Below are 20,110 nucleotides of genomic sequence, written 5' to 3' on the forward strand. Positions count from 1 at the left end.
GTCATCTCCCGGCGGGTTGCAGCAGCAGCGCGAAACCCGGGATGTAGGTGGTGAGGAACAGCACCGCCAGCATCAGCAGGATCTGCGGCCAGATGGCGCGGCTGATCTGGCCGAGCGTCAGCCGGCTGATCGCCATGCCGATGAAGAGGCAATAGCCGATCGGCGGCGCCGCCATGCCGATCGCCACATTGGTCACGATGATGGCGCCGAAATGGATGGGGTCCACGCCGAAGCGGTTGGCGATGGCGATCAGCATCGGCCCCAGGATCACCATGATGGCGATCTCGTCCATCACTGCCGCCAGCAGGAAGAAGGCGATGTTGAGCGCGGCCAGCGCCAGCCAGCGCTCGCTGACGTTATCGGCCATCCAATGGGCGAAGCGCGGGGCGATCTGCTCCTGCGCCACCAGGATGCCGAAGCCGGTCGAGACCGCGATGATGGCGCAGACGATGGCGCTGGTCTGCATCGCGCGGCTGAAGATCTCCGGCAAGGCCGGCAGCGACAATTGCCGCTCCACGAAAAGCCCGACCAGCAGCGCATAGACGCAGGAGATGGCGGCAGCCTCGGTCGGCGTGAAGATGCCACCATAGATGCCGCCCAGCACCACCGCCGGCGAGGCCAGCGCCCATTTGCTGCGATGGAAGGCCTGCCAGGTCTCGGCCAGGTTGGCGCGCGGCAGGCGCGGCACGCCGGCCCTCCGCGCATGCACCCAGCACAGCGCCAGCAGCCCCGCCGCCAAGGTTATTCCCGGCACGACGCCGGAGAGGAACAGCCGGCCGATCGACTGCTCCGCGATGATCCCCCAGATGACGAAGGCGATGGAGGGCGGGATCAGCGGCCCGAGCACGCCGGCACTGACCGCGATGGAGGCCGCGAAGGCGGCGGAATAGCCCGCCCGCACCATCGCCGGGATCAGGATGCTGCCGATCGCCGCCGTGGTGGCCGGCGCCGAGCCGGAAATCGCCGAGAAGACCAGCGCCGCCAGTACCGCCACCATCGCCAGCCCGCCGGTGCGGTGCCGCACCAGCGTGCCGGCCAGGTCCACCAGCCGCTGCGACAGCCCGCCGGCGGTCATCAGCTCGCCCGCCAGCATGAAGAGGGGAATGGCCAGCAGGCTGAATTGCTGGCTGCCGCTGATGACGGATTGCGCCAGGAAGGCCGGCTCGATATCCGCCAGCACCAGCGCCGCCGTGACCGCCAGCGCAATGGCGATGGCGAAGGGGAAGCCCAGCAGCACCAGCCCCGCGAAACCCGCGGTGAGGCACCAGGAGATCGGCGTCATGCGGCCGGGCTTTCCAGCGCGCCACCCGGCCGCAGCACGCGCTCCAGCGCGAACAGCGCCATCAGCGCGCCGCTGATCGGCGCCAGCGCATTCAGGATCTCGATCGGATAACCCGCCGCCGCGGAGACGGAGCCCGAGGTGATGTCGAGAAAGCGCCAGCCCGACCAGGCCAGGAACAACCCGAGCGCCGCCGTCACCGCATCCGTCGCGCGCTCGGTCCAGAGGCGCGCCCGGGCCGGCAGCGCATCCGGCAGCAGGGTGAGCCGCACATGCCAGCCCTCCCGCACCCCGAGCGCCAGCCCGCCCAGCACGGACCAACTGAACAGCAGCACCGCCAGCTCCTCGCTCCAGGAGGGCGTGGCGCCGAAGACGTAGCGCATCACCACCTGGTAGGTGATGGCCAGCAGCATCAGCGCGGCGGCGACCACGATGCTGGCCCGCGTCAGCGCCGCCGCCGCGCCGGCCACGGCGCCCAGCAGTCGCGCCACTACTGCACCGCGGCGAGCGCGTCGCGGATGATCTCGGCGCCGATCTGGCCGCGGAAGCTCTCATACATGGGCAGCACGGCGCGGCGGAAGGCGGTCTTGTCCGGTACCTCGTTCACCTGCATGCCCTTGCCCGCCAGGCCGCGGGCGATCTCGGCGGCGTTCCGGGCATTCTCGGCGCGCTGCACCGGCGTGGCTTCCGCCGCGGCTTCCGTGACCGCGGTCTTCAGCTCGGCCGGCAGCCGGTCGAAGCTGCGCTTCGAGATCAGCAGCCCGATCATCGAATAGATATGCCCGGTCAGCGACAGGTACTTCGTCACCTCGTAGTATTTGTTCTGGTCGATGACGCCGAGCGGGATCTCCAGCCCGTCGATCGCGCCCTGCTGCACGGCGGTGAAGGTCTCGCCCCAGGCCATCGGCACCGCATTGCCGCCGAGCGCGCGATACATCTCGATATAGACCGGGCTCTGCAGCACGCGGAACTTGATGCCGCGCAGATCCTCCGGCTTGGCGATCGGCCGGACATTGTTGATCATGTGGCGGAAGCCGCCTTCCATGTAGCCGAGCGGGATCACGCCCCGCGTCTCCAGCCGCTGCTTCAATTGCGCGCCCACCGGCCCGTCCAGCACGCGATGGCCCTGCGCCTCGCTGCTGAACAGGAAGGGCATGTCGTTCACCTGGAAGGCCGGCTCGATCTGCGCGATCACCGCATTGGTGATGACGCCCATATCCACCGTGCCGAGCCGCATCCCGTCCAGCAGCGGCCGCTCATCGCCAATGGCGCGGTTGGGGTAGAGCTGCACATCCACCCGTTCGCCGACGCGCTTCTCCAGCGCCTTCTTGAACTCCCGCGCGCCGACGGCATAGGGATCCTGCGCCCCGTCGCCGCTGGTCCAGCCGATCCGCAGCACGGTGCGCCCCTGGGCGCGCAGCAGGCCGGGGGCGATGCCGCCGAGGAAGGCTGCGGCGCCGAGGCCGCGGCGGGTAAGCTGGGTCATGTGGTTTCCTCCGTTTCGGTAGCGATGATAGAGCGCGATCGGCCCGGACTGGAACAGGCTGGGGCGTGAATCGCCCTCTCCCAGGCCTCAGCCCGGCAGGGTGAGAAGCCGGCCGAAGCCCGGCACCGCATCGCCGATGCCGCATTGGCGGAGCGCATGCCAGGCTATGGCCTGGTTGCTGGTCAGCACCGGCATGCCCAGCGCCGCCTCCAGCCCCTCGATCAGCTCGGCGGAACGGATGGCGGTGCAACTGATGAAGCAGGCCTCCGCCCCCGGCGCCGCCGCGGCGGCCCGCAGCGCCTGGTCGCGGATGGTGGCGGGCGGCAGCCGCGCCATCTCGGCATTGCTATCGATGCCGAGCCCCTCCCCGCCCGCCACCGCCACGCCATGCGCGGCCAGGAAATCCACCTCGCGGGCATGCACCGGGGCGATATAGGGCGTCACCAGCAGCACGCGGCGGGCCCTGAGCACGGCCAGCGCGGCGAGGATGGCATCCGCTGTAGCCAGGGCGGGCAGGCCGGTGGCGGCCTCGATCCGCGCCCGGATCTCGCCGGCCAGATGCGGCGCGAAGGTGGAGACCGCGGTGCAGTGGAAGACGATGCGCGCCACCCGCGCATCCGCCAGCAGCCGCGCGGCCGGCTCCAGCGCCGCCAGCATGCCGAGCAACTCGGCCTCGGAACTGCCGCGCAATTCCAGCCGGGTCACCAGCGCCGTGACGCCCTGCGGCAGCATGGCCCGGATCTCCGGCTCCGCCACGCTGTTGCCGGAGGGCACCAGCAGGCCGAGCCGGGCACGGTCGCCATAGTCGATGCTCATAGCGAGGCCCGCGCCTCGGCCAGGAAGCCGCGGTCGATATAGTCTTCCGCATGGGTCCGCGCGCGCGAGGGGAGTGCGCGGATCAAGGCGCTGGTCTCGATCAGCGCCTGCACCCCGGCGGCGCTGGCCTCGCCGTCGCGCGGGAAGATTCCTGCCCGTGTGTAGTCCTGCCAGGCAAGGTTGGCGTAGCGTTCCTCGATGCCCGCCTCCCGCATGGCGATGGCATTGGCGCCCTCCCGGTTCCGGTAGAACCATTCATGCGCCCGCAGGAAGGCGCGGCAGAAGCGCAGCAGCAGGCCGCGATTCGCCGCCGCCCAATCCGCATCCACATCCAGGCTGGTGAACTGGAAATCCTGGCGCGGTTCGCAGAGGGAGACGAAGCCCTGGTCCAGCGCGATCCGGTCCAGCGGCGCCCCCTGCAACCCGGCATCGATGCCGCCGGAGCGCAGCAGCTCCCACCGCGCCAGGATCGGGCCGCAGGGCACCAGCTCGTAGTCGCCGGGCCAATGCAGCCCCTCCGCCGCCAGCAGCTTCATGATGAGCGAGGAACTGCCGGCGCGGATCGAGGACACGCCGATCCGCTTGCCGCGCAGCCCCGCCAGGCTGCCGATTCCGGCCCGGGCGATCAGCGAGAAGGGCAGCCGGTTCACATTGCCGCCGATGATGACCTGGCGCCCGCCCTGCTCGGCATCCAGGATCACATGCTCGGTCACGCCATAGGCAAGCTCCGCGCGGCCATCGCGGAGCCGTTCGTTCACCTCCTCGATGCCCTCGATATGGTCGATCCGCACCGCCAGCCCCTCGGCCTCGAACAGCCCGGCATGGAGAGCGATCCAGGCCGGCAGGTTGAAGTAGTTGCGGGAGACGACGGCGAGGGTCAGCGTGTCCATGGGCGGCCTCCATCTGGCCGGCATCTCGGCCCGGAGGCAGCCCGGCTGTCAAACCCGGCGGTATCTGCGATACCTGTGCCTCCCGGAGAAGGAAGCCGCCATGCCGCCGGTCGTCGCCATCATCGCCCAGGGCGCCATGGGGGCCGGCATCGCCCGGCGCCTGACGGAGAACGGCGTCACCGTACTGACCTGGCTGGAGGGCCGCAGCCCGGCCAGCACGAAGCGCGCCGCGGCCGCCGGCATGCAGGGCACGGACCTCGCCGGCATCGCCGGGGCCGGGATCATCCTCTCCATCCTGCCGCCCGCCGATGCGCCTGATCTGGCGGAGCGGCTGGCGCCGCATCTCGCCGCCGCCGCACGGAAGCCCGCCTTCGCCTGTTGCAATGCGGTGAGCCCGGAGACGGTGCGGCGCATCGCCGCCATCCTGGCCGGAAGCGGCGCCGCTTTCGTGGATGGCGGCATCATCGGCGGCCCGCCGCGGCCGGATGGCTATACCCCCGCCCTCTATCTCTCGGGGCCGGAGGCGGCGCGGCTTGGGGTGCTGGGTCGGCACGGGCTGGATATCCGCCTCCTGGATGGTCCGGTCGGCGCCGCCTCGGCGCTGAAGATGTCCTATGCCGGCATCACCAAGGGGCTGGTGGCGCTCTCCTCCGCCATGATGCTGGCGGCCACCCGGGCCGGCGCCGCCGAGGGGCTGTTCCGGGGATTGGAAAGGAGCCAGCCGCAATTGCTGGCCTGGTTCGGCCGCATGGTGCCGCCGATGTATGACAAGGCCTATCGCTGGGTCGGCGAGATGGAGGAGATCGCCGATTTCGTGGCCCCGGATGCCGGCGCCCGCGCCGCCTACCAGGCCATCGCGCAATTCTACACGCAGCTTGCCGAGGATGCCGCCGGGCCGAATGAGGCCACCGCAGCGCTCTCGGCCTTCCTGGCCCAACCGAAATCCGACTGAGCCTTTTTCTACGCCACCACCCTGTCCCGCGGCAGGCTCAGCCAGGCGCGGGCGCCGACGCCGGGCAGCGCTTCCAGCCGGAGCCCACCGCCATGCGCCTCCAGCAGCGAGCGCGCCACCGCCAGGCCGAAGCCGAGGCCGCGCGTGCGTTCCGCCTCCGTCACCACCGGGGCGGCGGCGGCGAGATCCTCGGCGCCGAGCCCGGCGCCCTCATCCTCGACCACGATCGCCAGCGTCTCCGGGGTCAGCACGGGGCGGAGGTCGATCCAGTCGCCATCCCGGGTCATCCGCGCCGCCCGCGCCAGCACCTGCAGCAGCGCACCCCGCAACGCCCGCCGGTCGGCATGCAGCGTCAGGCCCGCGAGGCCGGGCGCCAGCCGCCATTGCCGGGTGCCCGGGCCGAGCTGGGCGGCGGTGGCGGCGATCGCCTCCTCCAGCAAGGGCGCGAGCGGCAGCGCCTCCGGCCGCAGGCTGCGCGGACCGGCCTCGGCGGCCAGGAATTCGGCGATGTCGTCGGAAAGCCGCAGCAGGCGCCGGCCCTCGGCCGCGATGGCGGCGGCCTGCGGCGGCGGCAGGGTGCCGGCATGGCCGAGCAGGGCGAGGCCGGGGGCCTGCAACTCCTGGGCGAGCAGGCCGAGGCAGCGGGCGCGGGCCTCGGCACTGCGCCGGGCGCTGGCGGCGGCGGCTTCAGCCAAGCGCCGCCCCTGCCGGGCCCGCAGCAGCGGCAGCAGCAGGATGGCGGCGGCCAGCAGGCCGGAGAGGATGGGCAGCAAAAAGCCGGGCATGACGCCCGGCTTTAGCCATCAAAGGTAAAGAAGCCCCTAAGAAATGGGCTCAGGCCGCCGCGGCTGCAGCCTTCTTCGCCTGCGCCCGGGCGATGCGGCGCTTCAGGGTGATCGCCTCGACCGGCAGCTTGCGGTCCGGCGTGCCGAGCAGGAAGGCATCGAGCCCGCCATTGTGCTCGATGGTGCGGATGCCGTTCACCGAAAGGCGCAGCCGCACGGGGGCCGCCAGCACGTCCGAGAAGAACGACGTCTCCTGCATATTGGGCAGGAAGCGACGCCGCGTCTTGTTGTTGGCGTGGCTGACGTTGTTTCCCGTCAGCACGCCCTTGCCGGTGATGCCGCAGCGGCGGGCCATGGTGCAGTTCCTGAAGGCAGGCGCAGCGGCAAGGCTTCGCCGCATGCGGGTTGGGTGATTGAGCCGGGCCGTATGCCCCGCCGGGCGCGGGGCGTCAAGGCTTGGCGTGGCCCCTCACATCTCGGCGGGGTGGTGCTGGCCGCCCGGCAGATGCTCCCGCATTTCCCGCAATTCCCCCGGATTCGACCGAGGCCAGGGCATTCCGCAGCACCGCGGCGATCGCCCGGTCCTCCATGGTCCGGGCCAGCAGGCCGAGCGCGCCGCCGAGCAGGGCCGAGGCCACCGAAACCGGGGCGATCTTCTGCTCCATCATGTATTCGATGGCCTTGTCCACCACCGAGCCGGCGTGGCTCAGGTCTTCCGGGGCCACGCCCTGGGGGTCTAGCTGCATGCGGCTGCCTCCTCCTGCCCGGCGCAGATAGGGCGTGGGGCGGCCCGGCGAAACCCCTGCCGCCACACCGGGCCCGGCATTCCATGCCCGGTGTGACGCAGCCGCCGCACCGGTTCAGAGCGCGGCGGCCGCATCCTCGCCGGGCCGCGCCCTGCGCGACGCGTCGAGGCCGGCCGCCACACCGGTTCAGAGCGCGGCGGCTGCGTCCTCGCCGAGCCGCGCCCTGCGCGACGCGTCGAGGCCGGCCGCCGCTTGCGCCGCCGCCGCCGCCTCGGCCGCCGCCACCGCCTCGGACTGGCGGCGCCACATCTCGGCATAGAGGCCGTCCTCGGCGATCAGCGCGGCATGGCTGCCACGCTCGGCGATCCGACCATCCCGCAGCACGATGATCTCATCCGCCTCCACCACGGTGGAGAGCCGATGCGCGATCACGAGCGTCGTGCGGTTGGCCGAGACCTGGCGCAGCGCCGCCTGGATCTCCTGCTCGGTATGGGTATCCAGCGCGCTGGTCGCCTCGTCCAGGATCAGGATGCGCGGGTTCTTCAGGATGGTGCGGGCGATCGCCACGCGCTGCTTCTCGCCGCCGGAGAGCTTCAGCCCGCGCTCCCCCACCATGGTGCGGTAGCCATCCGGCAGCCGCTCCACGAAGTCGTGCACCTGCGCCAGCTTCGCCGCCTGCACGATCTCCTCCTCCGAGGCGCCGGGCCGTCCATAGGCGATGTTGTAGCGGATGGTGTCGTTGAACAGCACGGTGTCCTGCGGCACCACGCCGATGGAAGCGCGCAGCGAGGCCTGGGTCACGCTGCCGATCGGCACGCCATCCACCAGGATGCGGCCGCCCGTCGCGTCGTAGAAGCGGAACAGCAGGCGGGAGATGGTGGATTTCCCCGCCCCGGTCGGCCCGACGATGGCCAGCGTCCGCCCCGGCGGCACCCGGAAGGAGACGCCCTTCAGGATGACGCGGTCCGGCCGGTAGCCGAAGCGCACATCCTCGAAGACCAGCTCGCCCGGCCCCGGCGGCAGGTCCGGCGCGCCGGGGGCATCCGCGACCTCGCGCTCCTCGCGCATCAGGCTGAACATCGCCTCCATGTCGGTGAGGGACTGCTTCATCTCGCGATAGACGAAGCCGAGGAAGTTCAGCGGCAGGTAGAGCTGGATGAGGTAGGTATTCACCAGCACGAAATCGCCGACCGTCATCTCGCCCCGCGTGACACCCCCCCGCCGCCATCAGCATGACGATGGTGAGGCCGATGGCGATCACCGCCGACTGGCCCATGTTCAGCCAGTTCAGTGTCACCTCGGAGCGGATATAGGCATGCTCGTAGCGGGACAGCGAGGCGTCGTAGCGGCGCTCCTCATGCGGCTCGTTGTTGAAGTACTTCACCGTCTCGTAGTTCAGCAGGCTGTCGATCGCCTTGGTATTCGCCTCCTGGTCGGTGGCGTTCATCTCCCGCCGGAAGCGCAGCCGCCAGTCCGTGAAGAGCAGGGTGAAGGCGATATAGATCGCGATGGTCCCCAGCGTCACCGCGGCATAGGCGAAGCTGAACATGCCCCAGAGGATCGCCGCCACCACCAGGATCTCGAGGATCGTCGGGATGATGGTGAAGAGCATGAAGTCGAGCACGAAGGTGATGCCCCGCGTGCCGCGCTCGATAACGCGCGAGAGGCCGCCGGTCTGCCGGTCCAGGTGGAAGCGCAGCGACAGCGCATGCATGTGCCGGAAGACCTGCAGCGCGATCCGCCGGCTGGCCCGCGCCTGCACCCGCACGAAGACCGCATCGCGCAACTCGCCGAAGACGCTGCTCGCCACCCGCAGCAGGCCATAGGCCAGCACCAGCGCCACCGGCACCGCCGCGATGCCGGCGGCGGTGCCGAGCTTCGGCCCCAGCGCATCCACGGCGCGGGCATAGGCGATCGGCACCAGCACATTCGCCAGCTTGGCCGCCACCAGGAACAGCAACGCGATGACGACGCGCGCCCGCAGCCCGGGCTCCCCCTTCGGCCAGAGCCAGGGGGCGAGGGTCAATAGGGTAGCGAGGTGGCCGCGCTCGGCCGCCTTGGATTCACTCACGGGAAGACTCCAGATCGTTCCCCCCAAGATGGGGCGGAAGCGCCGCCGGGCAAACCGGGGCGCCGAACCGGCCATCTGGCCGAGCCGGTGCGGGCGGCGTTACAGAAGGGCATGAGCCCCTTCCAGCGCCATATCGATGCCTGCAACAACCTCCCCTCGCCCGCCGGCCTGGTGCCCTTCCGCATCGCCGAGGCCCAGGTGGGCTGGCTTTCGGCCGAACTGGCGCAGGCGCTGACCTTCTTCCCCCGTGAATCCCATTTCGATGCCGCGGGCGTTGCCATGGCCGGCCGGCTCCGCGGCCCCGGCGCGCGGTCGGAGGCGCTGGCGACGGTGGCGGCCTCGCTCGCCGGCCGCGGCTTCTTCCGCCTGCGCGGCGAGCGTTTCGATATCCGGGCGGCCGCGGAGGGGCCGGTGCTCGCCGCCCTCGACCGCGGCGCGCTGCCCGCCTTCGGCGTGATCTCCCAGGGCGTGCATGTGAACGGCCTGGTGCGCCGGCCGGAGGGCCTGCACCTCTGGATCGGCTGGCGGGCGAAGGACAAGGCGGTGGCGCCCGGCCAGCTCGACAACCTGGTCGCCGGCGGCATCCCGGCCGGGCTCTCGGCCGAGGAAACCCTGGTGAAGGAGGCGGGCGAGGAAGCCAGCCTGCCCCCCGAACTCGCCCTGCGGGCCCGCCGGACTGGCCGCGTCTCCTATGTGATGGCGACCGAGCGGGGCATGCGGCGGGACGTGCTGCACTGCTTCGACCTCGACCTGCCAGAGGATGTCACGCCCCGCCCCGGTGACGACGAGGTGGAACGCTTCGAACTGTGGCCCGCACAGCGCGTGCTGGAGACGGTGCGGGATACCGGCCGCGTGAAATTCAACGTCAACCTGGTGCTGATCGACCTCTTCCTGCGCGAGGGGCTGATCGACCCCGCCAGCGAGGAGGGCCGCCGGTTGCGGGCCGGCCTGGAGCAGGGGCCATGACGCAGCGCGAGCGGATGCTGGCCGGCCTGCCTGGCGTGGCGGTGGCCGCCCGCGCCATGGTGCGGCAGGCATAGGGCATTTCCCGGCGGCGCCCCCGTCCCCGCATGCCGGGGCAATGCCCGGATGGCGCCACCTTCCCCGCCCGCGCCACATCGGCGGCAGACCTGAAAGGCGCCGCCATGCCGAGCCCCATCACCCGCCTCGCCGCCGCCGCAGCCTCCGCCCATGCGGCCGACCAATTGGCGCTCGCCGCCCTGCCGCTGCTGGCCACCCTGTCGCTCGGCGCCGGGCCTGGCCTGGTCGGCCTGCTGGTGGCGGCGCAGAGCGCGGCCTGGCTGCTGGTCTCGCTGCCTGCCGGGGCGCTGGTGGACCGCGCCGACCGGCGGCACCTGATGATCCGTGCCCAATGCGCGACCGGGCTCGCCCTGCTGCTGGCGGCGCTGGCCGGCTGGTGGGGCGCCACGCCGCTACTGGGCCTGGCGGCCTTCCTCGGCAGCGCCGGCACGGTGGTCTTCGCGCTGGCCGCCTTCGCCGCGGTGCCGGCCCTGGCCGCGCGCGGCGGGGAAGCCCTGGTCCCCGCCAATGCCCGGCTGGAACTGGCCCGCGCCCTGGCCACCCTGGCCGCGCCGGTCCTGGCCGGGCTGCTGGCCGCCCGGGCCGGGGAGCCGGCGCTGGCCCTGCTCGCGGCCGGGCTGGCCGCCCTGGGCGCGGCGGCGATCGCGGCGCGCGGCCTGCCGGCCCTGCCCCCGGCCTCATCGCCCAACCGCCCGCCGGTCGGCCGCGCCATCGCCGAGGGCGCCGGCTTCGTCTGGCGCCAGCCGTTGCTGCGCGCCGTGGCGCTTTGCGCCATCGCCTGGAACGGCAGCTTCATGGCGCTGACCGCCGTCTTCGTGCCCTTCGCCCTGACGCGCCTCGGGCTGGATGCGGCCGGCGCCGGCACCGCGCTCGCGGGGTATGGCGCCGGGCTCGTGCTGGGGGCGCTGGCGGCGGGCAGGCTGACCCGGCACCTGGCGCCGCGGGCGCTGCTGGTGGCGGGGCCGGGGCTCTCGGTGGTGGCGGCGGGCGCGATGCTGGCGGCGCCGGCCCTGCCGGGGCTGCTGCTGCCGGGGCTGACCTGGTTCCTGCTGGGCTTCGGGCCGATGCTCTGGCAGGTGGCGCAGACCAGCCTGCGCCAAGCGGTGGCACCGGCGGCGCTGCTCGGGCGGGTGGGGGCCACGATGCAGGCGGCGATCTTCGGCGCGCGGCCGCTGGGTGCGCTGGCGGGTGGCGCGGTCGCGGCCATGGCGGGGCTGGAGGCGGCGATGGCGCTGGCGGCGGGCGGGTTCTGCCTATCGCTCGCGGTGGTGCTGGCGACACCGCTGGCGCGGCTGCGGGCGCTGCCGGCGCCGGCCTGACGCGGCTTCCCCCGCTTCAGCGCTTGCGCGGCGGCCTTCCCTCCCGCCGGTCCTGCTCCTCCGCCAGCACCGACCAGATGCGCATATAGGCTTCGTGCCGCCAGCGTTCCGGGACGGAGCCCTTGAAGTTGGTGGCCTTGATCTCGGTTGCCGCCCTGGCCATGGCCTCCGCCACCCGGGCGCGCGGCAGGGTGGCGCGATAGGCATAGTCGGTGCCGACCCAGGCCTCCACCTGCGCCTCGGGGAAGACGCGCTCGATATCGCCCTTGAAGCGGCCGCGGACCTTGAGCGTGTCCGGCTCCCCCCGGGTTTGTCACGATGCTGAGGAAGGCTTCGGCCAGGAATATCCACATGGTCAGAATCCCGTGGTGGCGATGTGCTGAAGCAACGCGGCGACCGGCTTCGCGTCATGCGCATTGGTGAGCCAGGCCGGCAGATCCACCACCGGCACCAACCGCACCGCCTCCACCTCCCGGGGATCGAACGCCACCGGCGAGCCGCCGAGGCGCCGCGCCAGGTAGAGCCGGGTCGTCGTGGTGGAGCGGTCGAAGTCGCCGAGCCAGCCGGTGATGGCGATGCCGAGGCCGGTTTCCTCGAAGCATTCCTTCATCGCCGCCCGCTGCGGGTCGAGCCCCGGCTCGATCCGGCCCTTGGGGAAGGTATGGGCATAGCCGCCGAAGCCCTTGGCGGGGTCGATGATCCAGACCCGCCCGTCCGGCTCCAGGATCGCCGCGCCCGCGGCCGGATCGCGGCCGGGCGCGGGCACCAGGGGCGGCTCGCCGAGCGGCAGGGCGCCCGCCGCCAGGCTCCAGTCATCCGGCGGCGGCCAGGGCGCGAAGGCGACGCCGTGCAAGGCCGCCGGCACCGCGCCGCCGCTGCGGAATTCCAGCACCGCGCCGCCGGGTCGCGTCACGCCATGAAGTCCGGCTCGTCCTTCGCCAGGATGCGCTTGATGCTCTCCAGGTGCAGCCGGGCGCTTTCGCGGTCGCCCTGGCGCATCTGCCGATAGGTCCTTTCCGCCATCTCGCGCGGCACCGGCTTCAGCGGGCGCCCCGTCGCCATGGCCAGGCGCTGCGCCTCGCAGGCGCGTTCCAGGTAGTAGAGGTCGTCCCAGGCTTCGGCGATGCCGGGGCCGACCACCATGACGCCGTGGTTCTTCATGAAGACGATATCGGCCTCGCCAAGGCTGGCGGCGATGCGGTCGCCCTCCTGCTCATCCAGCGCCAGGCCGCCATATTCCTCGTCCACCAGGGTGCGGCCGTAGAATTTCAGCGCCGACTGCCCGGCCCAGGCCAGCGGCGGCCCCTCCAGCATCGCCAGGGCGGTGGCATTCGGCATATGCGTGTGGAAGGCTGCCTTCGCGCGCGGCTTGTTCAGATGCACCCGGGCATGGATGTAGAAGGCTGTGGCCTCCGGCACGCCCTCGCCCGCCACCACATTGCCCCGGAAGTCGCAGATCAGCAGGCGGGAGGCGGTGATCTCGCCGAAGGCCCAGCCATAGGGATTCACCAGGAACAGGTCGTCGCGGCCGGGCACGACGAAGCTCAGATGGTTGCAGATCCCCTCATGCAGGCCGAGCCGCGCGGCCATGCGGAAGCAGGCGGCGAGGTCGATCCGCGCCTGCCGCACCGCCTCGGCATCGAGATCCGAGTTGCGCAGCAGGGCAGGCGCGGCGGGCGCGCCGAGGGCATGGGCCATGGGGCTGTCTCCGGGAAGGTCAGGGGGGAAATTCGCAGGCGATGGCGATTCCGGCAAGCCGGGACCCCCGGCGCGACCTCAGAACGGATAGGGCGCCCAGCCGCGCCGGACTTCGCGCTGCCTTTCCCAGCGCTCGACCTGGTCGCGTGTGAGGGCCCGCCGCTGCTCGCGCGGGCCGTTCCAGAAGCGGTCCGCCGCCTCCTTCTCCCGCTGGCGGTCCCACCAGGCATCGAAGTCGCGGGGCTGCGCGGCCGGTTCGGCGCGCGGGGGCTCCGCCGGAATCGGGCGCGACGGCTCCGCGGCCTGGCACGAGGCGGCCAGCAGCAGCAGGGCAAGGGCATCGCGGCGGCGCACCCCGCCCATATCGGCGGCCGATGCGGCCATCGCCAGGGCGGGCTTGCGCCGCGCCCCCCGGCCGGGCCGAGGATCGGGCCATGCCCGAGCAAGCCCCCCCCGCCCCTCTCCGGCGTGCTGGAAACCGCGCTCTATGTGGACGACATGGACCGCGCCCGCGCCTTCTATGAAACCGTGCTGGGCCTCTCGCCCATGTTCCGGGACGAGCGGCTCACCGCCTATCCGGTCGGCGGGCGCAGCGCGCTGCTGATCTTCCACCGCGGCGCCGCGACCCATACCGCGCACCTGCCCGGCGGCACCATCCCGCCGCATGACGGCGCCGGGCCAATCCATTGCGCGCTCTCGATCGCCGCCGCCGACCTGCCGGCCTGGCAGGCGCGCCTCGCCGCGCATGGCGTGGCGGAGGAAGGCCGGACGGATTGGCCACGCGGCAGCATCAGCATCTATTTCCGCGACCCGGACGGGCACCTGCTGGAGCTTGCCACGCCGGGCCTCTGGCCGATCTACTGACGGCAGCCACGGCAGGAGGAAGCGCGCCCATGCGACACGCCCCGGCACGACGCGGGTTGCTGGCACTGGCCGCGCTGCTGCCATGGCGATGGGCGGCGGCGCAGGAGGCCCCGCCGCTCCGGGTGCTCGGCACCGGCGCCGTGGAGCATCCCGTGCACGACCTGATCCCGGGCTTCACCCGCGCCACCGGCCACCGCGTGGTGCAGGCCACCGGCAATGCCGGTGCCGTCGCCGCCCGCATCCGCGCGGGCGAGGCCGCCGACCTCGTGCTCAACAGCGCCGCGCAGATCGAGGCCATGGCGCGCGAGGGCCTGGTGCGGGGCGAGAGCCGCGCCGAGCTCGGCCGCATGCGCATCGGCCTCGCGGCGCGGGAGGGTGCGCCCGCCCCGGATATCGCCACGCCCGAGGCGCTGCGCGCCGCGCTGCTCGCCGCCCCGGTCCTGGCCTATTCCGATGGCTCGCGCGGCGCCACCACGGGCATCCATCTCGACCGGCTTTTCGCCCAATGGAATATCGCCGAGACGCTGCGGCCGCGCAGCCTGCTGTTCCAGCAGGGGCTCGCCGCGGTGCAGGCGGTGGCGGAAGGCCGCGCCGCCCTGGTGATGACGCAGATCAGCGAGATCGTGGTGGTGCCCGGCGTCACCCTGGTCGGCCCACTGCCGGAGGCGGTGAACCTGGTCACGCCCTATCTCGGCGCGGTGGCGACCCGTGCCACGGACCCGGCAGGCGCGGCGGCGCTGCTGCAGTACCTCACCGGGCCGGAGGGGACCGCGCGCTTCCGGGCGGCCGGTTTCGCGGTGGGCGGATAGGCTTTCAATGATTCCAAAGGGTTACGACAGGGGGCCGCTGCGGCGGAAACCGAGGGCATCGTTTCGGACAAATCGGTTCCGTTGACTATATTCGGGTGAATATTCATGGCACCTCAACCCTTATCATCTGCGCTGCCTAAGATCGGGAAAGGAGAGTGGAGCATCAACTTTGGCATGGACGCCATGAAGGCCCGCCGAGAGCACGCCGAACTCATTGCCGGAACTATAGCGGCATGGTCACAGGTCGAGGCTCAAATGGGGATTGTTCTGGCATCAATGCTGCACACGAAGTCTGGCCCCTTCGTGATAATGTACTCTGCCATAGAAAGCCAAACTGCTCAGTTCGCAGTTCTAGATGCTACAGCGAAGGACACGCTATCAAAGGGCGATGCCGACCTGTTCTGCGCGTCCACCATTGCCATCAGAAGGGCTTCTTCTCATAGAAACAAATTCGCTCATCGTATCTGGGGCATCACCAATAAGTTTCCTGAGAGTATACTACTTGCCAAGTCCAATGTCCTTTGGAATTTCCAGGCCCAATTTAGTGCTGAACTTATGTTAAACTCCCCTGCCGATACTAACTTTCCAAAGACGGATTTCAGCGAAATCTATGCATACAAGATACAGGACCTTCTAGAGGCGCGCGAGGCCACCATCAGGGCGCATCTCATTGCTCATGACTTGTCTATTCTTGTTGGGCCGATAAAGCACGCCCGCGAGCTAGCGCGCACCCGGCTAGAAAGTGAGCCTGAAATTCGGTCAATCCTGGACAAAGCCCGGGATTTTGGTCTTCTTCTTCCAGAAGCACTTCTACGACTGCCTGATAGAGACGACGTGTACTAACCAAAGCCACATCCGTCCAGGATGGGGCAATGGGATTAATTTCAAAATGCTCCGCACTTATGGCGCGGACCATTTCATCCATCAACCCTCTAATAAACAATGAACTTGCGCTAACCTGCCCCGCTCACGACAACATGTGGGCCTTGTGGCATCGACGACGTAGTTGGTGTTATATTCCTATGCCCCGCCCCTGCCCGGATCGCAAGCCCGCGCCTTGCCCGCCGGCCGCGCCCGGCGTAGTCCCGCAGACTCCGGAAGCGGCAGGCGGGCAGGATGAGCGGCACCAATCAGCGGATCGACGGCAAGCGCCTCTGGGACAGCCTGATGGCCATGGCGGAGATCGGCGCCACGCCGAAGGGCGGCGTCCGCCGCCTGACCCTCACCGAGGTGGACCGCCAGGGCCGCGAGCGTTTTGCCGAGTGGTGCCGGGCGCTCGGCCTGACGGTGCGGGTGGATGCCATCGGCAATATGTTCGCCCGCCGCGAGGGCCGCTACCCAGAGCGCCCGCCGGTGCTGTTCGGCAGCCATCTCGACAGCCAGCCCTCGGGCGGGAAATTCGACGGCGCGCTCGGCGTCATCGCCGGGCTGGAGGTGATGCGCAGCCTGCACGACCTCGGCATCACCACCGAGGCGCCGCTGGAACTGGTGAACTGGACCGATGAGGAAGGCAGCCGCTTCGGCCATTCCCTGATGGGCAGCGGCGTCTGGGCCGGCGTCTATCCGCAGGACAAGGTCTATGCCCTGCCGGATGTGGAGGGCGTCACGGTCGGCCAAGCGCTGGACCAGATCGGCTACAAGGGGCCGCACAAGGCCGAGCCCTTCCCCGCCGATGCCTATTTCGAACTGCATATCGAGCAGGGCCCGATCCTGGAGCGGGAGGCCAAGCAGATCGGCATCGTCACCGGCGCCCAGGCGCAGGTCTGGTGGGATGCGCGCGTGCTGGGCCAGGACAGCCATGCCGGCACCACGCCGCCCTCCGCCCGCAGGGATGCCCTGGTCTGCGCCGCCCGCATCATCGACCTGGTGGACCGCATGATGCGTGCCCGCGGCGAGGACGGACGCGGCACGGTGGGCTTCCTGCAAGTATTGCCGAACAGCCGCAACGTGGTGCCTGGCGAGGTGCGCTTCAGCGTCGAATTCCGCCACCCCGACACCGCCGAGATCGAGCGCCTGGCCGCGCAATTCCCGCGCGAGGCCGGCTTCATCGCCCGCGATTGCGGCCTGCCGCTGGAACTGCACGAGCTGTTCCGCTTCCCCGCCCAGCCCTTCGATGCGGGCTGCGTCGATCTGGTGCGCCAGGCCGCGGCGCGGCTCGGCCTGCCGGCGCGGGAGATCGTGAGCGGCGCCGGGCATGACGCGGTCTATGTGGCGCGGCGCGTGCCGACGGCGATGATCTTCACCCCCTGCAAGGACGGCCTCAGCCACAACGAGGAAGAGAGCATCCTGCCGGAGGAGGCGGAAGCGGGCTGCCAAGTGCTGTTCGAGGCGGTGGTGGCGCGGGCGAACCGGGCGGTGTGATCGCGGTGTGATCCCAGCGCAAGGCCGGGCAAGGCACGGCACGGGACCGGTTCGCACCCCCCTGAGGGGATCGGGTTCGGAAACCGGGTCAGCCCCCGACCCAGCGCGCCACCAGGAAGGCGGTGGCCGCGGCCAGGCCGCCGATCAGCAGGGTCTGCAGGGCCCCGCGCAATGGCGGCAGGCCGGTGGCGCGGGCCTTCAGCCAGCCGAAGCCGAGCAGCGCCGTGCCGGTCAGGCCGCAGGAGGCCGCCAGGGCCGGCAACGTCTCGGCCAGGACCATATAGGGGGCGAGCGGGATCAGCCCGCCCACCACATAGGCGCCGCCGATGGTGGCCGCGCTCTGCGCCGCCCGGCCGGGCGCGGGCTCGGCGATCTCCAGCTCGAAGCGCATCATGAAATCCACCCAGCGCCGGCGGTCGCTGGCAATGGCCTCTGTGGCCCGCGCCAGGGTCTCGCCGCGCAGCCCGTAGCGGTGCAGGAGGGCCGAGACCTCCCATTTCTCGCGCTCCGGATAGTCCCTGGTTTCCTGCTCCTCGCGTGCCCTTTCGGTGACGTAGTGCTGCGCATCGGTGCGGGCGGCGAGGTAGCCGCCGAGCCCCATGGCGACGCAGCCGGCGGCGATCTCGGCCATGCCCGCGGTGACGATCAGCGGATTGGCGGCCACCGCCCCGGAGAGGCCGGCCGCCAGGGCGAAGGGCACCGTCAGCCCGTCCGCCGTGCCGATCACCAGGTCGCGCACGGTCTGGGAGGCGGTGAAATGCTGCTCCCCCTCCGGCGGCCCGGGGGGCTGGGGCGGCAATCCCTCGCGGTAGGGGCTGGGCACGGGGGAATCCATGGGCGGAGGCTACCCCGCCAGGGGGGTTGGGCCGCCAGGGCGGTGGGCAGGGCGGCGGGCCGCCTGACGCGCGCGGGGCTTAACCGAACGGCAAAGGGTAGCGGCGCCCAATCGCAGGCGCTCTCCTGCCCATCGCGAAGGAACCGGCCTTGCGTATCAACGAACCGATCACCGACCGCGAAATCCCGGTCCCGGCGGCGGAGCCGCTGGTCTCCCGCACCGATCCCGGCGGGCGCATCACCTTCGTCAACCGCAGCTTCGCCGGGGTCAGCGGCTTCACCGAAGCGGAGCTGGTCGGCTCGCCGCACAACCTGGTGCGGCACCCGCATATGCCGAAGGCGGCCTTCGCCGATCTCTGGGCCACCCTGAAGGCCGGCCGCCCCTGGGAGGGGCTGGTCAAGAACCGCAGCAAGACGGGCGATTTCTACTGGGTGCGGGCCAATGTCACGCCCGAGCTCACGGCGGGCAAGGTCACCGGCTACATCTCCATCCGCTCGCAGCCCTCGCGCGCGCAGGCGGCGGCGGCCGAGGCGGCCTATGCCCGGATGCGCGCGGGCACGGCCCGAAACCTTGGCCTGCGGGATGGCGAGATTGTCTCCCGCAGCCCGATGGCGCGGCTGCGGCAGGTCGCCGCCAGCATCACCGGGCGGCTGCTGGCCGCGGCGGCCGTCGTGGTGGCGGCGCTTGGCCTGGCGGGCTGGCCCGGCCTCTCCGGGTCCGCCGCCGGGCTGGCGGCCGCACTGGGCGGCCTGGCCACGATCGGCTGCGGGGTGCTGGTGCTGCTGGCCATCCGCCGGCCGCTGCGCCGGCTGGAGGCGCATCTCACGGCCCTGGCGCAGGGCGACCTGACGCGGGAGATCGAGCTGCCGGCCGCCGGGGAATTCGGCCCGGCCTTCTCCCTGCTGCGCGCCCTCCGCGCCAGGCTGGCCTTCGCCGAGCAGGAGCGGCTGGAGCAGGAGCGGCGCGTCGCGATCGCGCGGCGCGAGGCGGTGCGCGACATGGCCACCAGGATCGAGGCCGTGGCCGACGAAGCGGTTGGCGGCATGGTCGAGCGCGCCGCCGAGATGGCCCGCAATGCGGAGGACGTGGCGCAATCCGCCGCCCGGGTCGGCGGCAATGCCGAGGCCGTGGCCGGGGCGGCGAGGCTGTCGCAGGGCAATGCCCAGGCGGTGGCGGCGGCGGCAGAGCAGCTCAGCGCCTCGATCCGGGAAATCTCCAGCCAGGTGGCGCATGCGAGCGACGTTGCGCGGCGCGGCACCGGGGATGGCCACCGCGCCCAGGACACGGTGCGCGGCCTGGCGGACTCCACCTCCCGGATCGGCGATGTCGCCCGGCTGATCGAGGACATCGCCAGCCGCACCAACCTGCTGGCGCTCAATGCCACCATCGAGGCGGCCCGCGCCGGCGAGGCCGGCAAGGGCTTCGCCGTGGTGGCCGGGGAGGTGAAGGCGCTGGCCGCCCAGACCGCCAAGGCCACGCTGGAGATCACCCAGCAGATCGGCGCCATCCAGGCCGAGACCCAGACCTCGGTGACGGTGATCGAGGGGGTGGGCCGCACCATCGGCGAGATCGCCGAGGTGACGGTCGCGGTGGCCGCCGCGGTGGAGCAGCAGGCCGCGGCGACCCGCGAGATCAGCCGCAACATCGCCGAGACCACCGGCGCCGCGCAGGAGGTCTCGGACCGCATCGCCGAGGTCTCGCGCGAGGCGGCGGAAACCGGCCGGCGGGCCGGGGAGATGCAGGCCGCCAGCGCCGCCGTCGCCGGGAACACCACGGCGCTGCGCCGGACCATCAACCATGTGGTCCGCACCGCCAGCGCCGATGCCGACCGCCGGCTGCATGCACGGCATCCGGCGGGGGAGCCCTGCACCTTGCTGCTCGGTGGCGAGCGGCACGGCACGGTGCTGAGCAACATCTCCCGCGGCGGTGCCCTGCTGGCCCTGCCGGAGGGTGCCCGCGTCGGCGAGCGGGGCAGCCTGGTGCTGGACCGGCGTGGCGGCGCCCGGGCGGCGGTGGAGGTGCTGGAATGCGACCCGGAATCCGGCGGCACCCGGCTCCGCTTCACTGCCGAGGCGTTGGAGCCCGCCTTCGAGGCGGCGCTCGCCGCCCTCACCGCCGGCAAGCGGGCGCAGGCCGCCTGAGACGGCGGCCGGGCCGG

The 20,110-nt window shown here is 71.5% G+C and carries 22 protein-coding genes and 1 pseudogene; 8 read left to right on the plus strand and 15 right to left on the minus strand.

Features of this window, described 5'->3' with window-relative positions; translation table 11 throughout:
* Nucleotide 1: 1 nt before the first annotated feature.
* The 5 genes from KSF81_RS23190 to KSF81_RS23210 form a co-directional block, all read right to left on the minus strand.
* On the minus strand, nucleotides 2-1,282 hold the full coding sequence (locus KSF81_RS23190) for a TRAP transporter large permease (RefSeq protein ID WP_217380971.1): 1,281 nt from the start codon (nucleotides 1,280-1,282) through the stop codon (nucleotides 2-4).
* Nucleotides 1,279-1,770 carry a TRAP transporter small permease gene (locus KSF81_RS23195; protein WP_217380972.1) on the minus strand — a complete coding sequence of 164 codons (492 nt, stop codon included), beginning with the start codon at nucleotides 1,768-1,770 and terminating at the stop codon, nucleotides 1,279-1,281. Before KSF81_RS23195 ends, KSF81_RS23190 begins: the two co-directional genes overlap by 4 nt.
* A complete protein-coding gene (locus KSF81_RS23200; RefSeq protein ID WP_217380973.1) occupies nucleotides 1,770-2,765 on the minus strand; it encodes a TRAP transporter substrate-binding protein in 996 nt (331 codons plus the stop codon). Before KSF81_RS23200 ends, KSF81_RS23195 begins: the two co-directional genes overlap by 1 nt.
* A gap of 87 nt (nucleotides 2,766-2,852) precedes the next feature.
* Nucleotides 2,853-3,581 (minus strand): aspartate/glutamate racemase family protein, encoded by a 729-nt coding sequence (locus KSF81_RS23205; protein ID WP_217380974.1) that lies wholly within the window; start codon nucleotides 3,579-3,581, stop codon nucleotides 2,853-2,855.
* Nucleotides 3,578-4,471 (minus strand): ABC transporter substrate-binding protein, encoded by an 894-nt coding sequence (locus tag KSF81_RS23210; protein WP_217380975.1) that lies wholly within the window; start codon nucleotides 4,469-4,471, stop codon nucleotides 3,578-3,580. Before KSF81_RS23210 ends, KSF81_RS23205 begins: the two co-directional genes overlap by 4 nt.
* A 100-nt stretch (nucleotides 4,472-4,571) precedes the next feature.
* On the opposite strand from KSF81_RS23210, the gene KSF81_RS23215 reads away from it, so the two are divergent.
* Nucleotides 4,572-5,423, plus strand: coding sequence for an NAD(P)-dependent oxidoreductase (locus tag KSF81_RS23215; RefSeq protein WP_217380976.1), 852 nt, complete (start codon nucleotides 4,572-4,574; stop codon nucleotides 5,421-5,423).
* A gap of 8 nt (nucleotides 5,424-5,431) precedes the next feature.
* Here KSF81_RS23215 and KSF81_RS23220 read toward each other — a convergent pair whose 3' ends face one another.
* The 5 genes and pseudogenes from KSF81_RS23220 to KSF81_RS31665 form a co-directional block, all read right to left on the minus strand.
* Nucleotides 5,432-6,208, minus strand: coding sequence for a sensor histidine kinase KdpD (locus KSF81_RS23220; protein ID WP_217380977.1), 777 nt, complete (start codon nucleotides 6,206-6,208; stop codon nucleotides 5,432-5,434).
* Nucleotides 6,209-6,257: 49 nt separating this feature from the next.
* Nucleotides 6,258-6,563 carry a 50S ribosomal protein L28 gene (gene rpmB, locus KSF81_RS23225; protein ID WP_217380978.1) on the minus strand — a complete coding sequence of 102 codons (306 nt, stop codon included), beginning with the start codon at nucleotides 6,561-6,563 and terminating at the stop codon, nucleotides 6,258-6,260.
* 94 nt (nucleotides 6,564-6,657) lie between these two features.
* Nucleotides 6,658-6,954: a hypothetical protein gene (locus KSF81_RS23230; protein WP_217380979.1), complete on the minus strand. Its 297-nt coding sequence runs from the start codon at nucleotides 6,952-6,954 to the stop codon at nucleotides 6,658-6,660.
* 186 nt (nucleotides 6,955-7,140) lie between these two features.
* Nucleotides 7,141-8,151 carry an ATP-binding cassette domain-containing protein gene (locus KSF81_RS31660; protein WP_309139657.1) on the minus strand — a complete coding sequence of 337 codons (1,011 nt, stop codon included), beginning with the start codon at nucleotides 8,149-8,151 and terminating at the stop codon, nucleotides 7,141-7,143.
* Between the two features lie 79 nt (nucleotides 8,152-8,230).
* Nucleotides 8,231-9,100, minus strand: a pseudogene (locus tag KSF81_RS31665) (ABC transporter transmembrane domain-containing protein); the annotation flags it as partial.
* Between the two features lie 36 nt (nucleotides 9,101-9,136).
* Here KSF81_RS31665 and KSF81_RS23240 point away from each other — a divergent pair.
* Together KSF81_RS23240 and KSF81_RS23245 are read left to right on the plus strand one after the other, a co-directional pair.
* Nucleotides 9,137-9,991, plus strand: coding sequence for an NUDIX hydrolase family protein (locus KSF81_RS23240; protein ID WP_217380980.1), 855 nt, complete (start codon nucleotides 9,137-9,139; stop codon nucleotides 9,989-9,991).
* Nucleotides 9,992-10,170: 179 nt separating this feature from the next.
* Complete coding sequence (locus KSF81_RS23245; protein ID WP_217380981.1) at nucleotides 10,171-11,385, plus strand: MFS transporter; 1,215 nt, start codon at nucleotides 10,171-10,173, stop codon at nucleotides 11,383-11,385.
* A gap of 16 nt (nucleotides 11,386-11,401) precedes the next feature.
* On the opposite strand, the gene KSF81_RS23250 is transcribed toward KSF81_RS23245, so the two are convergent.
* The 4 genes from KSF81_RS23250 to KSF81_RS30420 all read right to left on the minus strand — a co-directional run bounded on the left by KSF81_RS23250 (nucleotide 11,402) and on the right by KSF81_RS30420 (nucleotide 13,467).
* Nucleotides 11,402-11,617 (minus strand): hypothetical protein, encoded by a 216-nt coding sequence (locus KSF81_RS23250; RefSeq protein WP_217380982.1) that lies wholly within the window; start codon nucleotides 11,615-11,617, stop codon nucleotides 11,402-11,404.
* Between the two features lie 123 nt (nucleotides 11,618-11,740).
* Nucleotides 11,741-12,298: an NUDIX hydrolase gene (locus tag KSF81_RS23255; protein WP_217380983.1), complete on the minus strand. Its 558-nt coding sequence runs from the start codon at nucleotides 12,296-12,298 to the stop codon at nucleotides 11,741-11,743.
* A complete protein-coding gene (locus KSF81_RS23260) occupies nucleotides 12,295-13,083 on the minus strand; it encodes an aldolase (RefSeq protein WP_217380984.1) in 789 nt (262 codons plus the stop codon). Before KSF81_RS23260 ends, KSF81_RS23255 begins: the two co-directional genes overlap by 4 nt.
* Nucleotides 13,084-13,161: 78 nt before the next feature.
* On the minus strand, nucleotides 13,162-13,467 hold the full coding sequence (locus KSF81_RS30420) for a hypothetical protein (protein ID WP_254453709.1): 306 nt from the start codon (nucleotides 13,465-13,467) through the stop codon (nucleotides 13,162-13,164).
* An 84-nt stretch (nucleotides 13,468-13,551) separates the two neighbouring features.
* Between KSF81_RS30420 and KSF81_RS30425 the strand changes: the two genes are divergently transcribed.
* From KSF81_RS30425 to KSF81_RS23280, 4 genes are all read left to right on the plus strand, one after another.
* The gene (locus KSF81_RS30425; protein ID WP_309139658.1) at nucleotides 13,552-13,947 is read left to right on the plus strand and encodes a VOC family protein; all 396 of its coding nucleotides are present in this window, start codon (nucleotides 13,552-13,554) and stop codon (nucleotides 13,945-13,947) included.
* Between the two features lie 29 nt (nucleotides 13,948-13,976).
* Entirely contained in the window at nucleotides 13,977-14,756 is a 780-nt protein-coding gene (locus tag KSF81_RS23270; RefSeq protein WP_217380986.1) for a substrate-binding domain-containing protein, read from the plus strand.
* Between the two features lie 174 nt (nucleotides 14,757-14,930).
* Entirely contained in the window at nucleotides 14,931-15,599 is a 669-nt protein-coding gene (locus KSF81_RS23275) for a hypothetical protein (protein ID WP_217380987.1), read from the plus strand.
* Between the two features lie 273 nt (nucleotides 15,600-15,872).
* Nucleotides 15,873-17,117, plus strand: a complete 1,245-nt coding sequence (locus tag KSF81_RS23280) for a Zn-dependent hydrolase (protein WP_217380988.1) — start codon at nucleotides 15,873-15,875, stop codon at nucleotides 17,115-17,117.
* An 88-nt stretch (nucleotides 17,118-17,205) separates the two neighbouring features.
* On the opposite strand, the gene KSF81_RS23285 is transcribed toward KSF81_RS23280, so the two are convergent.
* On the minus strand, nucleotides 17,206-17,940 hold the full coding sequence (locus tag KSF81_RS23285) for a VIT1/CCC1 transporter family protein (RefSeq protein WP_309139659.1): 735 nt from the start codon (nucleotides 17,938-17,940) through the stop codon (nucleotides 17,206-17,208).
* 161 nt (nucleotides 17,941-18,101) lie between these two features.
* On the opposite strand from KSF81_RS23285, the gene KSF81_RS23290 reads away from it, so the two are divergent.
* Entirely contained in the window at nucleotides 18,102-20,093 is a 1,992-nt protein-coding gene (locus KSF81_RS23290) for a methyl-accepting chemotaxis protein (RefSeq protein WP_217380990.1), read from the plus strand.
* The last annotated feature ends 17 nt before the right edge of the window (nucleotides 20,094-20,110 follow it).

This window comes from Siccirubricoccus sp. G192 (assembly GCF_019084075.1).
Lineage (GTDB): Bacteria > Pseudomonadota > Alphaproteobacteria > Acetobacterales > Acetobacteraceae > G192.

What these genes read in the sequence shown, in the direction of transcription:
- KSF81_RS23190 (WP_217380971.1), bottom strand. Translation starts at nt 1,282, where the DNA reads ATGACGCCGATCTCCTGGTGCCTCACCGCGGGTTTCGCGGGGCTGGTG.
- KSF81_RS23200 (WP_217380973.1), bottom strand. Translation starts at nt 2,765, where the DNA reads ATGACCCAGCTTACCCGCCGCGGCCTCGGCGCCGCAGCCTTCCTCGGC.
- KSF81_RS23205 (WP_217380974.1), bottom strand. Translation starts at nt 3,581, where the DNA reads ATGAGCATCGACTATGGCGACCGTGCCCGGCTCGGCCTGCTGGTGCCC.
- KSF81_RS23210 (WP_217380975.1), bottom strand. Translation starts at nt 4,471, where the DNA reads ATGGACACGCTGACCCTCGCCGTCGTCTCCCGCAACTACTTCAACCTG.
- KSF81_RS23215 (WP_217380976.1), top strand. Translation starts at nt 4,572, where the DNA reads ATGCCGCCGGTCGTCGCCATCATCGCCCAGGGCGCCATGGGGGCCGGC.
- KSF81_RS23220 (WP_217380977.1), bottom strand. Translation starts at nt 6,208, where the DNA reads ATGCCCGGCTTTTTGCTGCCCATCCTCTCCGGCCTGCTGGCCGCCGCC.
- rpmB (WP_217380978.1), bottom strand. Translation starts at nt 6,563, where the DNA reads ATGGCCCGCCGCTGCGGCATCACCGGCAAGGGCGTGCTGACGGGAAAC.
- KSF81_RS23230 (WP_217380979.1), bottom strand. Translation starts at nt 6,954, where the DNA reads ATGCAGCTAGACCCCCAGGGCGTGGCCCCGGAAGACCTGAGCCACGCC.
- KSF81_RS31660 (WP_309139657.1), bottom strand. Translation starts at nt 8,151, where the DNA reads ATGACGGTCGGCGATTTCGTGCTGGTGAATACCTACCTCATCCAGCTC.
- KSF81_RS23240 (WP_217380980.1), top strand. Translation starts at nt 9,137, where the DNA reads ATGAGCCCCTTCCAGCGCCATATCGATGCCTGCAACAACCTCCCCTCG.
- KSF81_RS23245 (WP_217380981.1), top strand. Translation starts at nt 10,171, where the DNA reads ATGCCGAGCCCCATCACCCGCCTCGCCGCCGCCGCAGCCTCCGCCCAT.
- KSF81_RS23260 (WP_217380984.1), bottom strand. Translation starts at nt 13,083, where the DNA reads ATGGCCCATGCCCTCGGCGCGCCCGCCGCGCCTGCCCTGCTGCGCAAC.
- KSF81_RS30420 (WP_254453709.1), bottom strand. Translation starts at nt 13,467, where the DNA reads ATGGCCGCATCGGCCGCCGATATGGGCGGGGTGCGCCGCCGCGATGCC.
- KSF81_RS23270 (WP_217380986.1), top strand. Translation starts at nt 13,977, where the DNA reads ATGCGACACGCCCCGGCACGACGCGGGTTGCTGGCACTGGCCGCGCTG.
- KSF81_RS23275 (WP_217380987.1), top strand. Translation starts at nt 14,931, where the DNA reads ATGGACGCCATGAAGGCCCGCCGAGAGCACGCCGAACTCATTGCCGGA.
- KSF81_RS23280 (WP_217380988.1), top strand. Translation starts at nt 15,873, where the DNA reads ATGAGCGGCACCAATCAGCGGATCGACGGCAAGCGCCTCTGGGACAGC.